At 68.8% G+C, this 16,127-nt stretch carries 13 protein-coding genes; 5 read left to right on the top strand and 8 right to left on the bottom strand.

Annotated elements, in window-relative coordinates; genetic code table 11:
* Positions 1–32: 32 nt before the first annotated feature.
* The 7 genes from GZ998_RS06255 to iolC form a co-directional block, all read right to left on the bottom strand.
* Positions 33–1,043, bottom strand: coding sequence for a Gfo/Idh/MocA family protein (locus GZ998_RS06255; protein WP_219109360.1), 1,011 nt, complete (start codon positions 1,041–1,043; stop codon positions 33–35).
* Positions 1,044–1,122: 79 nt separating this feature from the next.
* On the bottom strand, positions 1,123–2,064 hold the full coding sequence (locus GZ998_RS06250; protein ID WP_162679672.1) for a sugar phosphate isomerase/epimerase: 942 nt from the start codon (positions 2,062–2,064) through the stop codon (positions 1,123–1,125).
* Positions 2,065–2,301: 237 nt separating this feature from the next.
* The gene (locus GZ998_RS06245) at positions 2,302–3,795 is read right to left on the bottom strand and encodes a CoA-acylating methylmalonate-semialdehyde dehydrogenase (RefSeq protein ID WP_161925438.1); all 1,494 of its coding nucleotides are present in this window, start codon (positions 3,793–3,795) and stop codon (positions 2,302–2,304) included.
* 81 nt (positions 3,796–3,876) lie between these two features.
* Positions 3,877–5,784, bottom strand: coding sequence for a 3D-(3,5/4)-trihydroxycyclohexane-1,2-dione acylhydrolase (decyclizing) (gene iolD / locus GZ998_RS06240; protein ID WP_219109359.1), 1,908 nt, complete (start codon positions 5,782–5,784; stop codon positions 3,877–3,879).
* A 100-nt stretch (positions 5,785–5,884) separates the two neighbouring features.
* A complete protein-coding gene (gene iolB, locus GZ998_RS06235; RefSeq protein ID WP_219109358.1) occupies positions 5,885–6,784 on the bottom strand; it encodes a 5-deoxy-glucuronate isomerase in 900 nt (299 codons plus the stop codon).
* The gene (locus tag GZ998_RS06230; RefSeq protein ID WP_219109357.1) at positions 6,781–7,659 is read right to left on the bottom strand and encodes a deoxyribose-phosphate aldolase; all 879 of its coding nucleotides are present in this window, start codon (positions 7,657–7,659) and stop codon (positions 6,781–6,783) included. The genes iolB and GZ998_RS06230 overlap by 4 nt, the downstream gene beginning before the upstream one ends.
* Positions 7,660–7,672: 13 nt before the next feature.
* Complete coding sequence (iolC, locus tag GZ998_RS06225) at positions 7,673–8,662, bottom strand: 5-dehydro-2-deoxygluconokinase (protein ID WP_219109356.1); 990 nt, start codon at positions 8,660–8,662, stop codon at positions 7,673–7,675.
* 268 nt (positions 8,663–8,930) lie between these two features.
* On the opposite strand from iolC, the gene GZ998_RS06220 reads away from it, so the two are divergent.
* The 3 genes from GZ998_RS06220 (at position 8,931) to iolG (ending at position 12,266) form a co-directional block, all read left to right on the top strand.
* Positions 8,931–9,677, top strand: a complete 747-nt coding sequence (locus GZ998_RS06220) for a GntR family transcriptional regulator (RefSeq protein ID WP_219109355.1) — start codon at positions 8,931–8,933, stop codon at positions 9,675–9,677.
* 313 nt (positions 9,678–9,990) lie between these two features.
* A complete protein-coding gene (locus tag GZ998_RS06215) occupies positions 9,991–11,067 on the top strand; it encodes a transaldolase family protein (RefSeq protein ID WP_161924699.1) in 1,077 nt (358 codons plus the stop codon).
* 209 nt (positions 11,068–11,276) lie between these two features.
* Positions 11,277–12,266, top strand: a complete 990-nt coding sequence (gene iolG / locus GZ998_RS06210) for an inositol 2-dehydrogenase (RefSeq protein WP_219109354.1) — start codon at positions 11,277–11,279, stop codon at positions 12,264–12,266.
* A gap of 77 nt (positions 12,267–12,343) precedes the next feature.
* Here iolG and GZ998_RS06205 read toward each other — a convergent pair whose 3' ends face one another.
* A complete protein-coding gene (locus GZ998_RS06205; protein ID WP_162679665.1) occupies positions 12,344–13,399 on the bottom strand; it encodes a LacI family DNA-binding transcriptional regulator in 1,056 nt (351 codons plus the stop codon).
* 383 nt (positions 13,400–13,782) lie between these two features.
* Here GZ998_RS06205 and GZ998_RS06200 point away from each other — a divergent pair, with 383 nt between their 5' ends.
* Entirely contained in the window at positions 13,783–14,985 is a 1,203-nt protein-coding gene (locus tag GZ998_RS06200; protein ID WP_219109353.1) for a Gfo/Idh/MocA family protein, read from the top strand.
* Positions 14,986–15,098: 113 nt separating this feature from the next.
* Entirely contained in the window at positions 15,099–16,097 is a 999-nt protein-coding gene (locus GZ998_RS06195; RefSeq protein ID WP_219109352.1) for a sugar phosphate isomerase/epimerase, read from the top strand.
* Positions 16,098–16,127: the final 30 nt, after the last annotated feature.

Raw genomic sequence — 16,127 nt, 5'->3', positions numbered from 1 at the left:
CTCTCCTTTCGGTGGTTGCGTCCCGGCCAGCGTCAGGCGTAGAAGTCCGGCTTGTCGATGAGGGTGACGTCAACCAGAGGTGAGGAGGCGTCCTCCAGCGAGGCGACGGCGGCGTCGACCACGGAGGTGGCCGCGTAGCCGTCCCAGGAGGTGGAGCCGGTGTGCTCGTCGCGGGCGACGGCGTTGATCCACTCCTGGAACTCGCGGTTGAAGGCACCCTGGAAGCGGTCGATGTGCGACTGGCACATGGCGTTGCGGTTGCCGTAGGCGTCGCGGATGTGGATCTTCTCCTGGTCGCCCAGGCGCACCGCCGCGGTCTCGAGCACGAGCTCGCACTCGATGGAGTATGCCCACTGCAGGTTGACGTTGACCTCGTCGTCGATGCGCACGCCGGACTCGGTGTACATGACCACCACGACCGGGTCGATCAGGTGGTCGAAGCGGTGGGTGGTGGACTTCGGGCGCTCGACGCGCACCTTGACGATCTCCTCCCCCAGCAGCCAGCGCATGGTGTCGATCTCGTGGATGGCGGTGTCATCTATGGCCATGCGCGAGGTGTAGGACTCCGGCACCGACGGGTTGCGGTGGCGGTTGTGGACCAGCAGCGCCTGCCCGTTCTCCCCCGCATCCAGGACGGCCTTCATCTCGTTGTAGGCGGCGTCGAAGCGGCGCATGAAGCCGACGGTGACCAGCTTCTTGCCGGCCTTCTGCTCGGCCTGCATGATCTTGAGGCAGTCCTCGGCGGTGGTGGCCAGCGGCTTCTCGCACAGGACGTACTTGCCGGCCTCGATGCACTTGATGACGTCAGGAGCGTGCACCTTGCCGAAGGTGGCGATGACGACGGCGTCGACATCGGGGTCATTGATCAGCTCGTCGGAGGTGTGGTAGGCCTTCGCCCCGTAGGGCTCGGCGGCCGACACTGCAGCATCGTGGTTGATGTCCGCCACGGCGACGATCTTGCCGCCGGACAGGTCGTTGGTGATGCGGGCGAGGTGGGCGCGGCCCATGCCGCCGGCGCCGATGAGACCAATGCGAACAGTCATTACTCTTCTCTCTCTTCCTTGAGACTTCGCTGAGGCTTCGTTGTGGTTGAGGCTTTGCGGGCGGGCTCGGCCGCGCCGCTCAGGCCAGGCCCAGGCCGCACTCGGCCAGGTACTTGCGCATGTTGATGGCGTTGGGCTTGGGGAAGGACGGGTCACAGGGGTAGCAGTCCTGCTCGCAGATGCAGTAGATCGGCTTGTCCAGCTCGGCGAGCGCGTCCACGAAGGCGTGCATCTCCGGCAGGCCCGCCGGCGGGCAGACCGAGGCGCCCTTGGTGACCGCCTCGCCGAAGGGCCAGTCCTTCTCATGGGCCTCACGAGTGATGTCCTCATCGAAGGCCTTGATGTGCACGTAGGTGATGCGCTCGGGGTACTTCTTGCACAGCTCCACCGGGTCGCCGCCGCCGTAGACCACGTGACCGGAGTCCAGGCACAGGTTGACGTACCTGGGGTCGGTGGCGTCGAAGATGCGGGCGATCTCCTCGGGCGTCTCAATGTGGGAGTCGCCGTGGGGGTGCAGCACCATCTTCAGGCCGTAGTCCTCCAGCAGCATCTGGCCGAGCGCGTTGGCGTGCTCGACGTACAGCTTCCAGGCCTCGTCGCTCAGGACGCGGTCGTCAGTCCACTCCCAGGTCTTGTCATCGCGGTAGAGCGGGGGCAGGTGAACCATGTACTCGGCGCCGACGGCGGCGTGGGTCTCGGCGATCTCCCGGAAGTGCCTGACCGTCTCGGGCCAGGCCTCGGCCTTGTGCAGAATGCCCCAGCCGGTTCCTGCGACGACCCGCATGCCGTACTCGTCGCACCACTTCTGGAGCTCCTTGGGGTCGGTGGGGAAGTAGCCCCAGGGGCCGGTCTCGATGACCTCGAAGCCGGCCTCGGCCATCTCCTCCCACGCCTGGCGGGGCGGCATCTGCTTGGGATCGTCGGCGAACCAGACACCCCACTGGTCCGGACACACTCCGATGGTGAGCTTGGAGTACTTCGGGTCGTTGGTGTTGACGGCCTTGGAGGCGGTAGACGTCATTGTCACTCCTAGGAGTTCAGCTGGATCGCTCGGACCGGCGGCGGCCGACCCGAGCGTCCGAATCGTTTCGGACAACTACGAGTGTAACGGTCGGCACCCGAAAACACCAGAGATTTGTACTGACAAATTTGGTGGTGAGAACGGCCCGACGCGGTGCGAGACCGGCGCGCACCGTGCGCCCCCGCAGCCACGGCACTGCGGGGGCGCACGCGCGGGGACCGCGCCGTCTAGCCTCGCCTACTCCTCGCGCTGGAAGGACATCGTGGCCGCGTAGGTCTTCTCACTGGGCCAGCGGGAGGTGATCGCCTTGGCCCTGGTGTAGAACTTCACGCCCTCCGGACCGTGAATGTGCGTGTCCCCGAGCAGGGACTCCTTCCAGCCACCGAAGGAGTAGTAGGCCACCGGGGTCGGGATCGGGACGTTGATGCCGACCATGCCAGCCTCGACGTCCAGCTGGAAGCGGCGGGCGACGCCGCCGTCGTTGGTGAAGATCGCCGAGCCATTGCCGTAGGGCGAGGAGTTGACGATCTCGATGGCCTCCTCGTAGGTGTCGGCATGCACGATGGAGAGCACCGGCCCGAATACCTCCTGCTGGTACAGCTCGGAGTCCAGCGGCACGTTGTCAACAATGGTGGGGCCCAGGAAGTGTCCGTTCTCGTGCCCGGGAACCACTAGCCCCCGGCCGTCCAGGACCACGTCACCGCCCTTGGACTCGCCCTCATTGATCAGCCCGATGATGTTCTCCTTGGACTTCGCGTCGATGACCGGCCCCATCTCCACGCCCTCGTCCATGCCGTAGCCAACCTTGATCTTCTCGGCGTGCGCCTTGACGCGCCGGGCGAGGTCCGGACCGATCCCGCCGACGGCGACGACGACGGGCAGCGCCATGCAGCGCTCGCCGGCGGCGCCGAAGGCGGCGGCCGAGATGTGCTGGGCGGCGAAGTCCAGGTCGGCGTCGGGCATGACGATGGCGTGGTTGTTGGCCCCGCCGAGGGCCTGCACCCGCTTGCCGTGGGTTACGCCGGTGTCCTGCACGATGTGGGCCACCGGGGTGGAGCCCACGAAGGAGATGGCGTTGATCCCCGGGTGCTCCAGCACCTTGGTGACCATCTTCCGGTTGCCGGCGACGACGTTGAACACGCCGTCGGGCAGGCCGGCCTCCTTGTACAGCTGGGCGGTCAGCAGGGCCGCCGACGGCGTCATGGATGCGGGCTTGAGAATGAAGGCGTTGCCGGTGGCGATGGCGATCGGGTGCATCCACATGGGCACCATGGCCGGGAAGTTGAAGGGGCAGATACCCGCGACCACGCCGACCGGCTGGCGCAGGGTGTGGATGTCCACACCCGTGGAGATGTCGTAGGAGTACTCCCCCTTCAGGGCGAGGTTGATCGCGGTGGCGAAGTCGAGGGTCTCCCGGCCGCGCTGGATCTCCCCGATGGCGTCGGAGTAGTTCTTGCCGTGCTCGGCCACGATCAGCCGGGCCATCTCATCCTGGTGCTCCAGGACGAGGTCCCGCATACGGAACATGATCGCGGTGCGCTTGGCCAGGGAGTACTTGGCCCACTCCTTCTGCGCCCGGGTGGCCACCTCGACGGCGTAGTCGAGGTCGGCGTCCGAGGCCTGCAGCAACTCGGCCTCTACCTCGCCGGTGCCCGGGTTCTCCACCGGGAAGCGGCCGATCGGGCTGCCCTCGTAGGGCTTGCCGTCAACCCAGTGGGTGATCGTCCGCAGGTCGGACGCTGAGGTGCTCTGTGTCATCGCTGACTCCTTCGTGTGTTCTCGGTTCAGGTTCGTTCAGGTAGGGGCCGCCGCTCACAGGTAGTGGCGCTGTGGCTTGCGGTCCTCGACGTACTGTTCGTAGGCCTTCTGGGTGGACTCCAGGTTGGAGACGCCGGAGACCACCACGTCCCACCAGGAGGAGGACGGCGGGTTCGGGCCGTACAGATCGGTCTCGATGTGGATCATGGCGGCCTCGTCCCCGGCGTGCGCCTGGGCGTAGGCCTCCTTGAACTCCGCAATCGTGGAGACCCGGTAGACCTTCAGGCCCCAGGACTCGGCGTTCGCGGCAATGTCCACCCCGGCGATCTTGTCCTCGTCCTGCAGGTGGCCGCCCTGGCCGCGGCGGCGGTACTTGGTGCCGAAGCGCTGGGAGCCGTGGGACTCGGACAGCGACCCGATGGAGGCGAAGCCATAGTTCTGCAGCAGTACGTAAATGACCTTGATGCCCTCCTGGGCCACCGTGGCCAGCTCCATGGGGAGCATCTGGTAGGTGCCGTCCCCGACGATGGAGACGACCTCACTCTCCGGCCGTGCCAGCTTCACGCCCAGCGCCGCCGGGATCTCGTAGCCCATGCAGGAGAAGGCGTACTCCACGTGGTACTGGACGGGGGTCTTGGCCTGCCACAGGGCCTGGAGGTCGCCGGGCATGGAGCCGGCGGCGTTGATGACCACGTCCTCGTCGCCGAGCAGCTCGTTGAGGGCGCCGAATACCTCCGTCTGCGCCGGCAGCGGCTGGTGGTCCAGGTGGTAGCACTTGTCGGTGACGGCGAACCAGGCCTCGCGCTCGCGGGCGATCTCCGCGGTGTAAGCGGGCTCCACGTGGTAGTCGGCCAGGGCCTCGGTCAGCGCCACCAGTGCCTCGCGGGCGTCGGCCACGACCATCTCCGCGCTCTCCTTGGCGGCGTCGAAGGCGGCGACGTTGACGTTGACGAACTTGACGTCGGGGTTCTTGAACTGGGTCTTGGATGCCGTGGTGAAGTCGGAGTAGCGGGTGCCGACGCCAATGATCAGGTCGGCCTTGTCCGCCAAGTGGTTGGCGGAGTCGCCGCCGGTGGAGCCGACCCCGCCCACGGCGCAGGGGTGGTCGAAGTTGATGGCGCCCTTGCCGGCCTGCGTGTCGGCCACCGGGATGCCCGTGGCGGTGGCGAAGGCGCGCAGCTCCTCGGAGGCCTCGGAGTAGATCGCTCCGCCGCCGGCGATCACCAGTGGCCGCTTGGCGGCGCGGATCAGGGCTACGGCGCGCTCCAGGGCGGCCGGCTCGGGCACGGGGCGGCGCACGTGCCACACGCGCTTGCGGAAGAACTCGATCGGCCAGTCGTGGGCCTCGGCCTGGACATCCTGCGGCATGGCGATGGTGACGGCGCCGGTGTCGGCCGGGTCGGTGAGCACGCGCATGGCGTTCAGCAGCGAGGGGATGAGCTGCTCGGGGCGGTTGATGCGGTCGAAGAACCGGGACACCGGCCGGAAGGCGTCGTTAACGGTGATGTCCAGCGTGGTGGGGTCCTCCAGCTGCTGGAGGACCGGGTCGGGCACGCGGGTGGCGAACTGGTCGGAGGGGAACAGCAGCACGGGCAGGCGGTTGGTGGTGGCCAGGGCGGCGCCGGTGACCATGTTGAGCGAGCCGGGGCCGATGGATGCGGTGCACATGTAGGTCTGCAGCCGGTTCTTGGTCTTGGCGAAGGCGGCGGCCGCATGCACCTGCCCCTGCTCGTTGCGGGGCATGATGTAGGGCATCGGCTCCTCGCCCTCCAGGGGGGCGACCTCGTTCTGCAGCAGCGCCTGACCGATACCGGCTACGTTGCCGTGGCCGAAGATGCCGAAGGCGCCGGCAATCAGGCGCTGCTCGACGCCGTCACGCTCGGAGTACTGGTTGGACAGGAAACGGATGGTGGCCTGGGCGACGGTAAGGCGGATGGTGCCCGCGTAGGCTTCATTGCTCATGGGTGGGTTCTCAATCTGTGCAGGTTTGCTGGCTGGTTTACTTGCTGGTTGCTTGATTGGCTTATCGGCGGGGTGCACGGGGCGCCGGCCGGCCTGGACGTCAGTGCGTCATGGGTAGCCGCGGGTCGATCTCCTGCTCCTCCCAGGTGCCCCGGATCCAGTGGTGGGCGGGGTCGTCCGGGGCGAGCCAGACCAGGTCCTCGGCCGGGCCGGCCATGACGTTGAGGTAGTACATGTCGTAGCCGGGCGCGGCCACGCAGGGGCCGTGGTAGCCGTAAGGCACCAGGGCGACGTCCCCCTGGTGCACCTCGGTGCACAGGTCGATGGGACGCTCCGGGCTGGAGGCGTAGGTGCGGTGCAGCCCGAATCCGGCGGTCCCATCCGGGGCGTTGCGGATCTCGAAGTAGTAGATCTCCTCGAGCTCGCGCTCATCGGCGGAGGCGACGTCGTGCTTGTGGGCCGGGTAGGAGGACCAGTTGCCGCCGGGGGTGAGCACCTCGCAGCACAGCAGGTGAGAGGTCTCCACGCCGTTGTTCAGGGCGTAGTTGTTCACCTGCCGGGAGCAGTCCCCCGCACCGCGCAGGTCGGTGCGCACCTGGTCGCGCCCGTAGTAGGCCACCGGCAGGTCGCGGGAGGCCACGGCCGCCGGCAGGGCGAAGCGGCCGCGCCCGTGGGAGGTGATGGTGAAGGTCTTGCCGCGCGGCACATACAGGTAGTCGGTGACCTCCTCGAACACGCCCGTGCGGCCGGTGAGCTCGTAGCTGCGACCGTCCACCAGGACGGTCGCAGCTCCCTCCAGCGGCAGTACCAGCAGCTCGCTCCCGCCGGTCTCCAGGGTGGTGGAGCGCTCGGGGGCGAGCACGCATACGCGCAGCCCGGAGTAGGCCCAGCCGGCGCGGGCGGGATCGACGTCGACAGTGAAGGTGTCATGGCCGGAGGTACCGGCGGGCACGTAAATGTCTGCAGCACTGGGGGCGGCACTGGGGGCGGTGGCGTTCATGAGAGCAGTCCTACGGTGTGGTCGACGGCGGCGGCAACGTCGTCGTCTGGCGGATACAGGAGGGAGCGGCCGATGACCAGCCCCTTGACGGTGGGCAGGGCGAGCGCCCTGGCCCAGGACTCACGGGCGGCGTCGGCGTCCGCGCAGACGGCCCCGCCCAGGATCAGGGCGGGGAGCGTGGAGGCCTCGACAACCCGTTCCATCTCCGGGAGTGCCGGCAGCTTCAACCAGGTGTAGGCGGAAGTGCGTCCCAGGCCGGAGGCGATGGCCATGGCCGTCATGACGGCGTCGGGGCTGAGGTCATTGACTACGCGTCCCGACTCCCAGCGGGAGATGAAGGGCTCCACCATGGCCATGACGCCGCGCTCGGCCAGGGCGTCAACGGCCTTGGCGCTGGCGGCGATGGTGTCAGCCGTGGCGGGGTCGGAGTAGTTGATGCGTAGCAGCATCTTGCCGCCGTCCAGGCCTGCGGACACCACCCCGGCGGCGTCGTAGCCGGTGAAGCGGTCATCCATCTCGAAGGCGGAGCCCGCAAGGCCGCCGCGGTTCATGGAGCCGTAGACGAGCTTGCCGTCCAGGGCGCCGAGCAGGGCCAGGTCCTCGATCAGGTCGGCGGTGCCCAGGAAGCCGTTCACGCCGGGCCGCGACAGAGCGGTGACGCAGCGGGCGAGCACTTGCTCCCGCGAGGCCATGGCCATGGGGTCGTCACCGGCCGCGAGCGCCCCGCGGGCGGGGTGGTCGCAGGCGATGATCATGAGCTTGCCGTCCCCTTCGGGGAGGGTGCCGCGGGGGCGGTCGGCCAGGACCTGGGCGATGCGCTCGGGGGCGTGGGCACGGATCTCGATGATCCGGTCGGTCAGCGGCGTTTCAGACATGCTCATCCCCTCCTCACAGGTCCTGCAGGGTGGGCACCAGGTCACGGTGCGTGCGCATCAGGGCGAGCAGCTCGGGCTCGGTCGGCATCGCCGTGGAGCACTCCAGGCGCGAGGAGACGATCGCGCCGGCCGTGGAGGCGGCGTAGATCGTCTTTTCCAGCGACCAGCCGGACAGCAGTCCGTGGCAGACGGCGCCGCCGAAGGCGTCACCCGCCCCCAGGCCGTTCTTGGTGACCACCGGGGTCACGGGGATCTCCACCCGCTCCTGCCGGGTCTTGGCCAGCGTGCCCTCCAGGCCCTGCTTGACGATGGCCAGCTCCACGCCCGCCTCCAGCAGGGCGTCGGCCGCCTTGTCCGGCTCGGTCTGGCCGACGGCGACGCGGCACTCCTCGCGGTTGCCGATCGCGACGGTGACCTTGGGCAGGACCGCGGCTACCTCCCGGTGCGCGGTGGCCTCGTCCTTCCAGAACATGGACCGGTAGTCCAGGTCGATGATGGTGTGCCGCTTGCGCCCGCGCAGGTCCAGGGCGGCGTGGTGGGCCGAGCGGGAGGGCTCCTTGCTCAGGCCCGTGGCGGAGATCCAGAAGATCGCGGCGTCACGTACGGCGTCGCCCGGGATGTCGTTATTCGTCAGCTCCAGGTCGGGGGCGGAGGGCTCGCGGTAGAAGTACAGGGGGAAGTTGTCCGGGGGGAAGATCTCGCAGAAGGTGACCGGGGTGTTGAAGTCCGACTTGGTGACTACGTAGTCGTCATACACGCCCAGCCGACGCATCTCCGAGCACACGAAGCGCCCGAAGGGATCGTCGCCCACCCCGGTTATGACCGCGGAGCGGTGCCGGTAGCGTGCCGCGGCCACGGCCACATTGGTGGGGCTTCCGCCCAGGAACTTGCCGAAGCTCTCCACGTCCTCCAGTCCGACGCCGACCTGGAGCGGGTAGATATCGATCCCACAGCGTCCGATCGTCAGTACATCGAGCGGCGGCGTGCTCGACGAAGCGGTCATGTTGGTCTCCCTTTCCACATCATCGGGGCGGGGCGCATCCGGGCGCCCGCGAGGGCCCGCTGCTCGAAGTCTGGCCCAGATCCGCTCCACCAGTCAAGCGGTTTGTCCGAACAAAATGAAGCAGTTTCGACTGCCCACCCCGGCCGCGCCCGGGCCGCGCCAGCAAAGCCGCGACCCGAACGAGTCAAAGTCGATCCCCAGCCCCCGACCCGCAGACCATCCCGGCGCCGTACCATGTGTCTATCGATCGTCCTTTCAGAGAGCCTGCATGTCCGATACGCCCTTTCAGCCAGAGATCACCATTGATCGCTCCAGCGAGCTCCCGCTGTACGCCCAGATAGCGGAAGCTCTCGGCACGCTGATCCTGGAGGGCGAGCTGGCGCCGGGAACCCGCATCGAGGACGAGGTCTCCATGGCCAAGCGCCTGCAAGTGTCCCGCCCCACCGCCCGCCAGGCCATGCAGTCCCTGGCGGACCGCGGCCTGGTCTCCCGCCGGCGGGGCGCCGGCACGGTAGTCGCCTCACCGCACGTGCGCCGCCCCATGGAGCTGTCCAGCCTGCTGTCAGACCTGACTGCCGCCGGGCACAGAGTCGAGACCACGCTGCTGGAGTACACCACCGCGCCGGCCACCGAGGAGCAGGCCGAGCAGCTTGAGGTGGACCCCGGCACCGAGGTCACTCATCTGCGCCGCCTGCGCAGCGCCGACGGCGAGCCGATCGCCCTGATGGACAATCTGCTGCCGGCCGCCATCGCACCGACTCGCGAAGAGCTCGAGCACGCGGGCCTGTACGACCTCCTGCGCGCGCGTGGAATCGTGCCGGCAACCGCCAAGCAGGTGATCGGCGCCCGCAACGCCACCGCCAAGGAGGCCGATGCCCTCGACGAGCGCCGCCGCGCCGCCCTGCTGACCGCCAAGCGCACCACCTATGACGCCACGGGCCGGGTAATCGAGTACGGCAACCACATCTACCGCGCCTCGCGCTACTCCTTCGAGACCTCCCTTTTCACCGGCTGAAGCCGCCCCGCCCTCTGGCCACGCCCCGGGACGGCGCCGCGCAAGCTCCGCCCCCGCTACCACGGGGCGCCTGGCGCCGGGCGCCGACCGGTTCGGGCCACCTGTGCCCGCGAGCTCCGCGGCGCGCAAGACGCCGCCCGCAGCCACCAAGACCTGCCGACGCCTGCCGGCACCCACCGCAACTGCCAGCACAAACCTCCCTAGATTTGTCATTACAAATGCTTGACAGTGGCGGCGCTCAGCGCTTGAATTGAGCCAACGGACCACACAGTCGAAGACGCCGGTGGCCCACCCCTCACCCAGGAGCACGCCGATGAGCACTGAATACACCCCCGGGCCCCTTCTCGAGGCCGCCCGCACCACCCCAACCGCACTGTGGAACGACTCCGCCGACCCCGACGAGCTGCGCCAGTCCATCTCCTTCGGCGGCGTAGGCGCCACCTGCAACCCTACGATCGCCTACACCTGCATCAACCAGAAGAAGGAGCGCTGGCTCCCCCGCATCGCCGAGCTCGCCGAGGAGATGCCCGAGGCCAGCGAGTCCGAGATCGGCTGGCAGGTGGTGCGCGAGCTGAGCATTGACGCCGCCAAGCTGCTGGAGCCGATCTTCGAGGAGCACAAGGGGCGCAACGGCCGCCTGTCGATGCAGACCGACCCGCGCCTGGCCCGCTCCGCCAAGGCCTTGGCCGACCAGGCGGAGGAGTTCTCCAAGCTAGCCAAGAACATCATCGTCAAGATCCCCGCCACCGCCACCGGCATCAAGGCCATCGAGGAGGCCACCTACCGCGGAGTGTCCGTGAACGTGACCGTGTCCTTCTCCGTGCCGCAGGCAGTCACCGCGGGCGAGGCGATTGAGCGCGGTCTCAAGCGGCGCGAGGCCGAGGGCAAGGACACCTCCACCATGGGTCCGGTCGTCACACTCATGGGCGGCCGCCTGGACGACTGGCTCAAGATCGTCGCCAAGCGGGACAACCTGTTCATCGATCCCGGCCACCTGGAGTGGGGCGGCGTAGCCGCCCTGAAGCGCGCCTACCGGGAGTTCCAGTCCCGCGGGCTGCGCGCCCGGGTGCTCTCGGCCGCCTTCCGCAACGTCATGCACTGGTCGGAGCTGGTTGGCGGTGACCTGGTGGTCTCCCCGCCCTTCAAGTGGCAGAAGCTCATCAACGACTCCGGCTACAAGGTTGAGCCCCGGATCGACGTGCCCGTGGCCCCGGAGATCATGAAGACGCTGATGTCGATCCCCGAGTTCGTGCGCGCCTACGAGCCGGACGGCATGACCCCGGAGGAGTTCGACTCCTACGGCGCCACGCGCCGCACACTGCGCGGGTTCCTCCAGGCCGACGCCGACCTGGACGCCCTGGTGCGCGACGTCATCATGCCGCAGCCGTGAGCCGACCGGTTCCGGGAGCCGAACGCAGGCGGTTCCCGGAACCGGCGCTCGCGCCACCACCTCCTCCCGCACCACCGGTTCACACCCCGCTTCAATCACATCCGGGCCACCGCAGACCCGTTGCTAACGCGCGCGCTCAGACAGTGCCGCCGCCGCGCACCCACGACCCCGCGCCCACGACCAAGGAAGCTCTCAAAGGAAGTTCGCAGATGCTCAACATCGCCATCATCGGTGCCGGCCGCATCGGCCACGTCCACGCCCGCACCGTAGCCGCACACCCGCAGGCGAAGCTCGCACTGGTGTGCGACCCCTTCGGTGACGCCGCGGAGAAACTGGCCTCCCAGTACGGCGCCCGCTCCTGCAAGGACGCCGAGGAGGTCTTCTCCGACCCGGAGGTCGACGCCGTCGTCGTGGGCTCCCCGACGCCGCTGCACATCCCCCACCTGCTGGCGGCCGCGAAGGCGGGCAAGGCGGTCCTTTGCGAGAAGCCCATCGCCCTGGACATGCAGGACGTCGACTCCGCCCGCACCGAGCTTGACGCCGTAACCACGCCCGTCATGTTCGGCTTCAACCGGCGCTTCGACCCGTCCTTCGCCGCCGTCCGCGCCGCAGTGCGACAGGGGCGGATCGGGGAGCTGGAGCAGTTGACCATCATCTCCCGCGACCCGGCGGCCCCGCCGGCCGAGTACATCAAGGTCTCCGGCGGCATCTTCCGCGACATGACCATTCACGACTTCGACACCGCCCGCTTCTTCCTCGGCGACATCGTCGAGGTCCACGCCGTGGGCCAGCACCTGGATCCGGCCATCGCCGCGACCGGCGACTTCGACGCCGCCGTCGTCACCCTCAAGGCCGCCAGCGGCGCGGTGGCCACGATCATCAACAACCGGCACTGCGCCTCCGGCTACGACCAGCGCCTGGAGGCCTCCGGCCGAGAGGGCGCGCTGCTGGCGGAGAACGTGCGCGCCCACACGGTGCGCCTGTCCAACGCGGAGGTCACCGACGCCCAGGAGCCCTACCTGGACTTCTTCCTGGAGCGCTACGCCGACGCCTACCGGCTGGAGCTGTCGGCCTTCATCGAGGCGGTTGAGGCGGGTACCACTCCCCCGACCGGCATCGCCGACGCCGTCGCCGCCCTGCGCCTGGCCGAGGCCGCCACCGAGTCCGCCCACACCGGGCAGCCCGTGCGGCTGGCCTGACACTCCCGCCCCGCGCCGGCGCCTATCCCGCATCACGCCCTCACGCTTGACCCGGTCGCCCCTCGGGCGCGGCCGGGTCAAGCCGTGGACTCGCGCACGATCAGCTCAGGAGCCACCAGGTAGGCCCAACCGCCCTGCGGGCGCGGCTCGCGGATGACGCCGGCGGGCAGCTCCCCCGGCACCTGCCCAGCCGGGACCCCCGCCAGCTCCGGGTGCACCCGGGCCAGTAGCGTGCGCACCGCCACCTCGGCGATCAGGGCGGCATCCTGACGCACGGTGGTCAAGTCGAATGCGGTGGCGGCGGTTACGGGGATGCCGTCATAGCCGCACACGGCCACGTCCTGCGGTACCCGGACGCCGCGTCGCCGCAGCTCCATAAGCGCGCCCACCGCGGCATGATCGTTGAAGCACACCAGCGCTTCAGGCAGCTCGGCCAGCGCCGCGGCGCCGCGAGCGCCGGCGTCCTCATCCGCCCCGCCGGGAACCACGCGCACCTCATCCGCCAGCCCGTGCGCCGCCATGGCGGCGCGGTAGGCGGCCGCGCGCGGCGCGGAGGCCGACTGCGCACCGCCGTCAAGGTAGACGATGCGGCGCCGTCCGGTTGCGACCAGGTGCTTGATCAGGGCGGTAATGCCGACATCGTCGCGTGAGCGCACCTCGTCGATGCCCGCCACCGCGGTGGTCTGGCACACGACTACGGTCCGCACCCGCGCGCCGGCGCGGCCGAGCTCATGGTCCGGGATGGCCGGATCCACCAGCACCAGCCCCTCGCAGTGATCGGCCAGCAGGGCCCTTACCCCCGCCACGCCGTCACGGTGGGCGGTCACGGCCGCGAGCGCCAGCGAGTGCTCCAGATCGGCACAGGCACGGTACAGGCCGTCAACGATCAGACCCTGGAATGCCTGCCCCACCGCGAAGCCCGCTCCGATTAGCCCGGAGTGGCTGCGCCGCAGCAGGCGCGCGCGAGGATCGGCCACGTAGCCCATCTCGTCGGCTACCCGCAGGATCTCCTCCCGGGTGGCGGCCGCCACACCCGGCGCACCGTTCAGCGCCGCGGACACCGTGGACACCGAGCGGCCGCAGCGTGCGGCGACCATGGCGATGGTCACCCGCGAGACGGCACCGGCGGGCATAGGGCTCCTCTCCACGAGCTACTTCCCTGATGCCAACCACGACCGGCGGCACCCGGCAAGCATTCTATGGGCCGGCCGAAGCCGGCAGGGGCGCACGTCCGGAGCGGCGGCGACAGACTCCACGCGCACACGATACCGGCGAATGTCCGGACTAATTTGAACTTCTTTCCCGCACCCCCTTGACTCCGACGCGCGGGCAGAACACACTTGTTACACCAATTCACGCGCGTGAATTGATGTGGGTCCGTTCCCTTGGCCGACGTCACCGACCGCCTGCCGGCGTCCGGTGCGGCACCGCATGCGATACGGCATGCCATGCGCCCCACGGCCGGCGCAGGGTGCGGCACCCGCTTTCACCACCACCGTCAACGAGGACACCAACCATGAATTCCAGCTCACCCCTGTCAGTCGCAGTCATCGGCGCCGGCATGGCCGGCACCACCCACGCCAACGCCTGGCGCCAGGTCGGCACCGTCTACGACCTGGGCCTGCCCAAGATCCGCCTGGCCGCCATCGCCGACGCCTACGAGCCCTTCGCCAAGGACGCCGCCGAGCGCTACGGCTATGAGAAGGCCGTCACGGACTGGCGCGACATCGCCGATGACCCCAACATCGACATCGTCTCCATCGTGGTGGGCAACGCCCTGCACCGCGAGATCGCCGAGGCCATGATCCGCGCCGGCAAGCACGTCCTGTGTGAGAAGCCCCTGGCGGACACCCTCGAGTCGGCCAAGGCGATGGCCGAGGCCGAGAAGGCCGCCGGCACCGTCACCTCCGTCGGCTTCACCTTCCGCCGCAACGCCGCCATCGCCGAGATCGCCAAGTTGGTCCGGGAGGGGCACCTGGGCGAGATCAACCACTTCGAGGGCCGCTACTGGTGCGACTACGGCGTCGACCCCAACACCCCCATGGCCTGGCGCTACTCCGGCCCCATGGGCTCCGGGGCGCTCGGCGACGTCGGCAGCCACCTGATCGACACCGCCGAGACCATTTGTGGCCCCCTGGTCTCCGTATCCGGAGGCGCCATGATGACCTCCATCAAGCAGCGCCCCGTAGCCAAGGGGCACGTCACCCGCGGCACCGCCCTGGACACCACGGATGTGGAGATGGCCGATGTCACCAACGACGACGTCGCCACCTTCACCGGGCACTTCGCCAGCGGCGCGGTGGGCACCTTCTCCTGCTTGCGCGTGGCCTGGAACATGCCCAACGCGCTGATGCTGGACGTGCTCGGCTCCAAGGGACGGGCCTCCTGGGACCTGGCCCGCGCCGGCGAGATCATGGTCGACGACGTGAACTCCCCCGCCGGCCTGGGCGGCGCGCGCCAGGTGCTTGTCAACCCGACCTTCCCCTACTTCGAGCGTGGCTCCTCCATGGCCTTCGGCGGCGTGGGCCTGACCCAGATCGAGCAGTTCACCTACCAGGCCTACGCCTTCCTCCAGCAGGTAGCCGGCGTCACCGAAGGCGCCCTGCCTCCGTGCGCCACCTTCGCCGACGGCTACCGCGAGATGCTCATCGCCGACGCCGTGGCCACCTCGGCCGCCAATGGCGGCGCCGCCGTGGACCTCACCCCCTACAACAAGTAATCCCCGGGGCACCCGCTGCACCAGGCGGCTCGGCCCTCACCGCAGGTAGCCGAGAGCCGCACCCAAGAACCACACCTACGAGCCACACCCAAGAACTACAAGGAGAAAGCCTCATGGCACTGAACTACGGCGCCTACACCGCCTGCCTTTCCGACCGCCCGCTTCCGGCCGCCCTGGATGTCCTGAAGGAGGCAGGGCTGACCGGCGCGGAGGTCAACGTCGGCGGCTTCATTCCCTCGCCCCACTGCCCCGTTGACGCGCTGCTCGCCTCCCAGGCCGCCCGGGAGGACTACCTGGGCATCTTCGCCGAGCGCGGCATGCGGCTGTCCGGGCTGAACACCTCTGGTAACCCCACATCGCCGCTGCCCGCCGAAGGCATCAAGCACGCCGCGGACCTGCGCAACGCCATCAAGCTGGCGGGCCTGCTCGGCGTCGGGGAGATCGTCACCATGTCCGGCACGCCCGGCACCGACCCGACGGCGAAGTACCCCACCTGGGTCGTCAACCCATGGAACGGCATCGACATGGAGATCCTCGAATACCAGTGGAGCGTGGTCGTGCCCTTCTTCAAGGAGATTGACGCCCTGGCCCGGGACAACGGCGTGCAGGTCTGCCTTGAGCTGCACCCCCGCAACCTGGTGTTCAACATCCCCTCCTTCGAGCGGCTGATTGAGGAGACCGGGTCCACGAACATCAAGGTGAACATAGACCCCTCGCACCTGTTCTGGCAGCAGATGGACCCGATCGCCGCCACCAAGCGGCTGGGGAAACTGGTCGGTCACGTCCACGCCAAGGACACCAGGGTGTTCCCCGGTGTGGCCTACCGCGGGGTGCTGGACACCGACTTCGGGCACGTCCCCGCCGAGGCGGAGAACAAGACGCCGGTGGCCTACGGCTACTGGACCACCGCCTGGCCGCAGGATCCCGCCTGGCGCTTCGTCGCCCTCGGCCTGGGGCATGACACGGACTACTGGGCCGAGTTCCTGCGCACCATCGCGGCGGTGAACCCGGACATGAACGTCAACATCGAGCACGAGGACGCCGAGTACGGCAACGTCGAGGGCCTGCGGCTGTCGGCCACCAACCTGCTTGCGGCGGCCGCCAAGCTCTGAGCACCGAGAGCCAAACACGACCGCCCAAGA

This window comes from Actinomyces sp. 594 (assembly GCF_019325145.1).
Lineage (GTDB): Bacteria > Actinomycetota > Actinomycetes > Actinomycetales > Actinomycetaceae > Actinomyces.
The sequence above is the reverse complement of the archived record's forward strand: the minus strand, read 5'-3'. Positions and strand labels throughout refer to the sequence as shown.

Coding starts and splice junctions, on each gene's coding strand:
- iolG (WP_219109354.1), top strand. CDS start 11,277: ATGCTCAACATCGCCATCATCGGTGCCGGCCGCATCGGCCACGTCCAC.
- iolC (WP_219109356.1), bottom strand. CDS start 8,662: ATGACCGCTTCGTCGAGCACGCCGCCGCTCGATGTACTGACGATCGGA.
- GZ998_RS06200 (WP_219109353.1), top strand. CDS start 13,783: ATGAATTCCAGCTCACCCCTGTCAGTCGCAGTCATCGGCGCCGGCATG.
- GZ998_RS06205 (WP_162679665.1), bottom strand. CDS start 13,399: ATGCCCGCCGGTGCCGTCTCGCGGGTGACCATCGCCATGGTCGCCGCA.
- GZ998_RS06195 (WP_219109352.1), top strand. CDS start 15,099: ATGGCACTGAACTACGGCGCCTACACCGCCTGCCTTTCCGACCGCCCG.
- iolB (WP_219109358.1), bottom strand. CDS start 6,784: ATGAACGCCACCGCCCCCAGTGCCGCCCCCAGTGCTGCAGACATTTAC.
- GZ998_RS06215 (WP_161924699.1), top strand. CDS start 9,991: ATGAGCACTGAATACACCCCCGGGCCCCTTCTCGAGGCCGCCCGCACC.
- GZ998_RS06220 (WP_219109355.1), top strand. CDS start 8,931: ATGTCCGATACGCCCTTTCAGCCAGAGATCACCATTGATCGCTCCAGC.
- GZ998_RS06250 (WP_162679672.1), bottom strand. CDS start 2,064: ATGACGTCTACCGCCTCCAAGGCCGTCAACACCAACGACCCGAAGTAC.
- GZ998_RS06230 (WP_219109357.1), bottom strand. CDS start 7,659: ATGTCTGAAACGCCGCTGACCGACCGGATCATCGAGATCCGTGCCCAC.
- iolD (WP_219109359.1), bottom strand. CDS start 5,784: ATGAGCAATGAAGCCTACGCGGGCACCATCCGCCTTACCGTCGCCCAG.
- GZ998_RS06255 (WP_219109360.1), bottom strand. CDS start 1,043: ATGACTGTTCGCATTGGTCTCATCGGCGCCGGCGGCATGGGCCGCGCC.